Annotated in this window: 6 protein-coding genes; 2 read left to right on the forward strand and 4 right to left on the reverse strand. The window is 43.5% G+C overall.

The window, feature by feature from the left end:
- Nucleotides 1-251: 251 nt before the first annotated feature.
- Nucleotides 252-1,226 (reverse strand): hypothetical protein, encoded by a 975-nt coding sequence (locus VB741_RS25645; RefSeq protein WP_323368068.1) that lies wholly within the window; start codon nucleotides 1,224-1,226, stop codon nucleotides 252-254.
- A gap of 640 nt (nucleotides 1,227-1,866) precedes the next feature.
- Between VB741_RS25645 and VB741_RS25650 the strand changes: the two genes are divergently transcribed.
- Nucleotides 1,867-3,180, forward strand: a complete 1,314-nt coding sequence (locus VB741_RS25650) for a formylglycine-generating enzyme family protein (RefSeq protein WP_323368069.1) — start codon at nucleotides 1,867-1,869, stop codon at nucleotides 3,178-3,180.
- A gap of 179 nt (nucleotides 3,181-3,359) precedes the next feature.
- Here the strand turns inward: VB741_RS25650 and VB741_RS25655 are convergent, their stop codons facing one another.
- From VB741_RS25655 to VB741_RS25665, 3 genes are all read right to left on the reverse strand, one after another.
- Nucleotides 3,360-3,551 carry a hypothetical protein gene (locus tag VB741_RS25655; protein WP_323368070.1) on the reverse strand — a complete coding sequence of 64 codons (192 nt, stop codon included), beginning with the start codon at nucleotides 3,549-3,551 and terminating at the stop codon, nucleotides 3,360-3,362.
- A 115-nt stretch (nucleotides 3,552-3,666) separates the two neighbouring features.
- Complete coding sequence (locus tag VB741_RS25660) at nucleotides 3,667-3,999, reverse strand: hypothetical protein (protein WP_323368071.1); 333 nt, start codon at nucleotides 3,997-3,999, stop codon at nucleotides 3,667-3,669.
- Nucleotides 4,000-4,682: 683 nt separating this feature from the next.
- On the reverse strand, nucleotides 4,683-5,429 hold the full coding sequence (locus VB741_RS25665; RefSeq protein WP_323368072.1) for a DnaJ C-terminal domain-containing protein: 747 nt from the start codon (nucleotides 5,427-5,429) through the stop codon (nucleotides 4,683-4,685).
- A gap of 311 nt (nucleotides 5,430-5,740) precedes the next feature.
- Between VB741_RS25665 and VB741_RS25670 the strand changes: the two genes are divergently transcribed.
- Nucleotides 5,741-6,357: phage integrase N-terminal SAM-like domain-containing protein (locus VB741_RS25670; protein ID WP_323368073.1), on the forward strand; the 617-nt coding region annotated here is incomplete at its 3' end.

A 6,357-nucleotide genomic window follows, 5' to 3' on the forward strand; every position in this document is an offset into this window, starting at 1 on the left:
AACAGAACCAATTCGGGATCTATAATCTGAGAACCAGCTTGATCAGCGTCAGGGACTATCCAGATTCTCCGGCGGTTCTGTTATCAGCTTAACGCTGATTCCTCCAATTATATGAGGGACTATGTTAGACCGTACATAGCAGAGAAACTCTACAAGATCTTGAAACTCTAAAGGCTTTAAAGTCGAAAGAGGTCGGTTCTCGCATACTTCTCGCAAGAAGTCCGACCCCGCAGATTCGTGAGTAAGGCAGACTACATAAGTGACTCTATAATTTTAATAATGTCTTGAATCTCCTCGAATAAGTGTGGGCGAGGTTCAAAAACAGAGCCATCGGCATATCTCGCATCGCTTGATCTAGGCCCGTGATCCGCGTCAATGCTCTGCCGCCACTTCTCTGCGTGGGTTTTCCACTCTTCCGTGTTGACGAGTAGGGGATTCCTGAACCAGAGATTCCAAGTCAGTACGTTGCCAGCTTGCAGCATGTTGCCAGAAGCAAGGTTGAAAAGATCCAGGATTTTCTGGTTAAAAGTATCGACGGTGGGATGATTTTTGGGGATGATACCGCCGATTTCCACCTCTATATTCCCAACAGACCATGCCTTATCTTCGTGTCTAGCAAAGTCAGGAGCCTCAAATAGCCTACTTTCGCCAGCCCTAATTGGAAAGATGGGTTGATTAGGGTCCTTGACCATATGGGTAGAGACCTGAATCGCGTTGGCTTTGACTGAGGGAAAGGGAAGAGATTTTTCTTCAAAGAGATGCCATGCTCGCTGAACCAACCAATTTTGGTGCGAACTCGGACTAAACCAAATCTTGCCCTCGACGGTCATATCCGCTGCTATCCCTAGTTCCGGATTTGTCTCGTTAACCCAACCTCTCTGTCCGGTAACAGTAACTTCTAGATTCAGACAAGCTATGTTACCAATACAAACACCTTGCTGGGGACATATAATAGACCATATTCTCCCAGTATCGTCGTAACCGATGCTGGAAATATTGTGGGCAAACATCTGAAAACACCTGGAATCCGGCTTTCCTTTAATGGTTTCCCAACTGAACTCAGGCCAATATATAGGCTGCTGGCGTTTGATTCTCGGAATGTTGGCCATGTTATCCAACATTGGCAACGAATTGAGATCTGGATTTGGATAGGCAAACTTTGGATTTGACTCGGCAAAACCACCTTGCCACCCCGCTGGGACGTTTGAATTCTGATTCGGTGTCATAAACTGTTCCTTAATATGACTTAAGACGTTTAATAGCGTTTCTCAAAATGGTGAAGTACACACAGGTTGCTTAGCATTTTGCAGATTAAAGCTAAGTAAATATAGCGGTTTTCGGTCGAGTAAGGTGCATTCTCAAACCCAAAATCCTTGCCAGCAAACGGCTGACTGTACCTCATTAGTTTAGGAACCGCTATAAACGATTCAGAAATATTGTCCGCTCCAATGATGTATTACACATCGGTCGCTTAATAATTATTTGTCTTTAGTGAACGCCAATAACCTCTCGCAACTCAACAACGAAGCAGAATATTTAGGATTGCCTAATCTTTGCTTGAAATAAAAAACTTTATCGGACTCATCGGTTCGGTCTAACGACCAAGATAAGCGGCGGCTAGTAACCTTTGCACCTTCACCAAGATATCTCAACCGTCCGCTTCATCGACTTGTTAGCGAGCTCTCCCCACCGATTTACTGTAGCTCAGTGAGCAAGTATGAACTACATGCGAAATGTAGGTTATGAAGTATTATAAACTGAACGGCTAGCTTACTTACGTGCGTTGTCCGATCATCGTATTCAGCGTATTGATAGTCACTACCTTTCAATTTTTCTACTTGAACGCATAAGGTTAGAAAGAAACTTATGTCACAAAAAAAGCCAACCTCGATCAATCCAGCCGTAATAATTTTTATTATTTTTATTTCAACGCTAATAAGTTCTATTATAGGGTTCGCGATTAATCAACTCGAAAGCATTCCAGATTTTGATCGCAAGAATGACTATCTTATCTGGTTTTGTATATTTCTTGCTCTCGCACTTGCCGGATTAAGTGGCATCACCATAATACTTCAAGATGAAAACTCAACTTCAAGAGGTAGACGATTATTCATATCTTTAGTTTTCACTTCGATTGGTATAGGAGGGTCTTTGAGCTATGGAGGTAATTTAAAGGAGGGTTGGATCGAGGCACAAAAAATAATTAATTCCAACCCTTCTCCTGAAAGTTTGCCTCAAGAACCTGTCGAAGTAACTCCAAAAACTGCTGAAGTAACTCCAAAAACTGCTGAAGTAACTCCAAAAGCTGAATCTAATCCTCCCATCCAACATAGTGCTCCAGAATTGGCACAAGATAGCTTTTCGTTTGAAACAATTGAAGTTAATGAGCGAGGTGAAGCCCTTAGACGAGAGTCTAAGACTACATCAAGGTGGATTGAAGATTTAGGAGAGGGAATTCAGCTCCATATGGTTTACATCCCAGGAGGCACCTTCCAAATGGGTTCACCAACTAATGAAGAAGGGCATCGTGATAATAGGCAAATTGAGGAGGGTCCACAACGCCAGATAACAGTTCAGCCTTTTCTGATGGGGCAATATGCAGTCACCCAATCCCAATGGGAACATGTTTCTAAACTTACAAGAGTTGAAATTGATTTCAGATCGGATCTATCTTACTTTAAAGGTGCTTTACGTCCCGTTGAACGTGTTACTTGGCATGAAGCGAAGGAGTTTTGTGATCGTCTCGTTAGAGCGACTGGCAGAGAATATAGACTGCCAACTGAAGCCGAATGGGAGTATGCCTGTAGAGCAAACACAACAACACCTTTCTACTTCGGTGAAACCATTACGGCAGAGTTAGCTAATTATGACGGAAATTATGTTTATGGTCAGGGTTCAAAAGGTCAATTCCGAGAACAAACAACAGATGTGGGGCAGTTTCCGCCCAACGCCTATGGTTTATTTGATATGCATGGAAATCTATGGGAATGGTGTTCTGATAACTGGGTAATGAATGGAGATTCTTTTAGAATTATACGCGGTGGTTCTTGGTTCACTTCTCCAAAACGCTGTCGTTCTGCTAATCGAACTATCCTCCGTCCAGATAACCGTGGAGACTCCAATCCTAGAGACAGCGTTGGACTTCGCGTTGTCTGTGTACCCAAGACAAATATATTCTAATAATGCAAGTTTCTGAATATGCTTCCACAAAAGGAGATTTAAGAAAAGGAAAAGAAATATCATAATTAAAAATAAAGAAAGTATGCTCCAAAAGATTGAAACATACTTTCTTTGTATTCTTGATAGAGTGCAGAAATCTTTTCAATTCTCACACTCAACAGATCACAGCATGAAAATAATTACTTTCTACCAAACTCGCTAAGAGCCTCCGCAGCTTCCGCAGCCTCACCTCCACCTACGACAACCAACGCCAAAGTTACAACTAATCCACCAATCTTTAACGCTGCGGGTAGCCAAGCTGGCCCCCCCGCAGCGTTAGAAGAATCCTTAGCGGCAGCAGCGGCGGCGGCGGCAGCATTCTTGATAGACATAGGTTTACTCCATTTTCAAAAATTACACAGGATCGATTTAGATTGAATACAGTGAAGAGGCCACGGATTCCGAAAAATGTAATCACATTAGAACAGAACACTTAGCCAAAGTCATCTAAACATCATCAGACAGACGTTCTGCAAGTTTTGCCAATCCATACACGGCTAAAGATGCAGTCCCAAGGACTATCGCCGCTGGTACAACTACTGGCATACTAGCAGAGCTAGCCGCCGCTGCCGCAACAGCTCCTACTCCCAATTTGGAAAATTGGTTATTTTTCGAGACAGACTCGGTTACACTTCTAGCAGCTTCGACTACTTTAGGATTCTTCAGCCCTTCAGCGGCATATTCAGAGACTTTTGCAATAGCTCCTAATCCAAACTTAAAACCAGGTTCTGCCAACCCTTTTATAATCTGTTGGCGCTGTAACTCACTATCGCTTGACATTGCCTAGCTTCTCCAAAAGTTGAAAAGGTCATCAATTCCTTACATGTTTGTTACATGTTTGACATTGAGTAACATTAATGGCTCTAGTATAACACCCCTGAACTTAGTTGTGTGCTAGCTATAAAAGTGTCTTTTGAAAGACTCTTCCGGCTCTATGGTTAAAACTGTAAGAATAGATACAAAATGCTGTCAGGCTGACGGCTGAAACCTTCGCTATAGCTGTACATAAGATTCTCTTATCATCGCAAAGCCGGGAGAGCCTTCTGAAACAGTATGCAATTGTTCTTGCTCCCCTTATCGATAGCTATGGAACGTCAAACCGCTGCTCCAGGAATTCACACCACCGAAGGAGCGATCGTATCTCGTAGATCGTCCAAGGTCTAGCAATCTAACAGCACAAGACAGCGGCTGCAAATGACTGCCCCAACATATGGCTTACTGGGTACTTTCGGGTCGACAGATAACCTTGAAAAACGAGTGCAAGGATTATGCGCGGAGCCAGCTAACGATGCCCATCACCCGCTGCAGATAGCCTCTGCATTATACCGATCTACTTTTGGTGGTCGGTGTGCATGGGCCTTGTTAGGTGGCAGTCGGTTGTTTCAAAAACTCATAAGCATAATGGGTTCCCAAAAGTTTATCGGTGGAAGGGGAAAAGTTACGTCTAGGAACGCTCCCTACAACTATCTACCTGAGGAAAAATTAGATAATATATTCTTTAGCAACCAACCAATTCCTAATCCTGGAAGGCATCCCAGCACTAGCACGACAGCTATCTCATAATTCCAAATAGTTGTTCGATAAAGTGTGTAGTAGTAAATTGCAGCTAATGCAATATTGCCAGCAAGAAGTCCACCAATTAAACTAGGCAAGACTGGTTTAGGATAAGCCAATAAACCGCCAATAGTGCCACCAATTGTTGCACAGGTAAATGCTGCAAACCAAGAAAAAGCGATATCAAACAAAAAGTTATTGATAATCAGCGGTGGTCCCACACAAAGGAGAACATAAATCAAGCAACCTACCTCTCTCTTTCCTAGATATTTGTCCCATAAAATCCCAGTCAAGACTATTATTCCAATTACGTTCATTAAGTATCCAACGACTAGCCAAAGGTCGTAGAACTGTGAGCTTGAATAGTGCCATATCAAAAAAATCCCAATTACTAAAGACCCTAGCGCTAAGAGCCCTCTCTGCAGAAGTCTCAAGTTTGATCGTTCTATCTGGACTTCAAGATAAAGATCCCCTTCGTCAATTCCTACCCTTTTACCCTCTCCCTTAAGACGGAGGCGTGTTTTGTTTCGAATGCCTGCTGGAATTTTTACTAATAGTTCTTTGCCATCGACACCTTGAATCCTTTGCGTTACCCCATACCAAGCCAGCAGTGGATGCAAGTGAAGCTCAATCGTTATGTCTAAGTCGTTTGGCATAATTTTTCAATCAACACCAACTTGGCCAACTTAATGAATACACAACTTATTGCAGAATAATTTTACTGCTAATGAAAAACTTTTAGTGCCATCCTAACTTCTTTTTAGACGGATTTTTTCCGCATATCTACCTGTATCTGGGTGGATATGTGGAAAGTTTCCTGAGATCTTCCCAAATCAGGTGGATCTGAGGAAACTTTCTGCATAGTAAGCTGCTCAAGGGGGATCTGAAGAAACTTTCCGCATATCTTCAGATGTGTACGGATGTCGTTATGAGTATCATCAGGCACATGTATTGTGCTTAGATGGTGATGGAACCACGCCCCAAAAAGCTTTTAGACCATCTGCGAGAGGTCATTCGGCTCAAGCATTATGCTTACCGAACGGAAGAAACCTACGTGCAGTGGGTGAGGCGCTACATCCTGTTTCATGAAAAGCGCCACCCGCGTGAGATGGGGCGATTAGAGATTGAAGCTTTCTTGACTCATTTGGCGGTTCAGCAGCAAGTCGCTGCCTCCACCCAGAATCAAGCGCTCAACGCCATTTTATTTCTGTACAGAGAAGTCCTGAATTTAGAAGTGGCCGGGGTGAGTGCCATTCGCGCAAAGCGCACTCAATATCTCCCTACCGTTCTAACCCCACAAGAGGCACGAGCCGTCATCCAAAATATAGGCGGTGCCCAGCAGTTGGTAGTAAAACTGCTTTATGGTGGCGGATTGCGGTTGTGCGAAGGGCTACGCCTGCGAGTAAAAGATGTGGATTTTGCGCAACACCAAATTTTGGTGCGAGATGGCAAAGGCAGTAAAAGCCGGGTCACGATGCTCCCGAACAGTATCACAGAGGAACTGCGTGATCATTTAGTGGGTGTTCAACGGCAGCATGAGCAAGACTTAGGACGAGGATTTGGCGCTGTGTCGTTGCCCTACGC

Origin of the sequence: Leptothoe sp. PORK10 BA2 (assembly GCF_034932105.1) — a bacterium.
Lineage (GTDB): Bacteria > Cyanobacteriota > Cyanobacteriia > Phormidesmidales > Phormidesmidaceae > Leptothoe.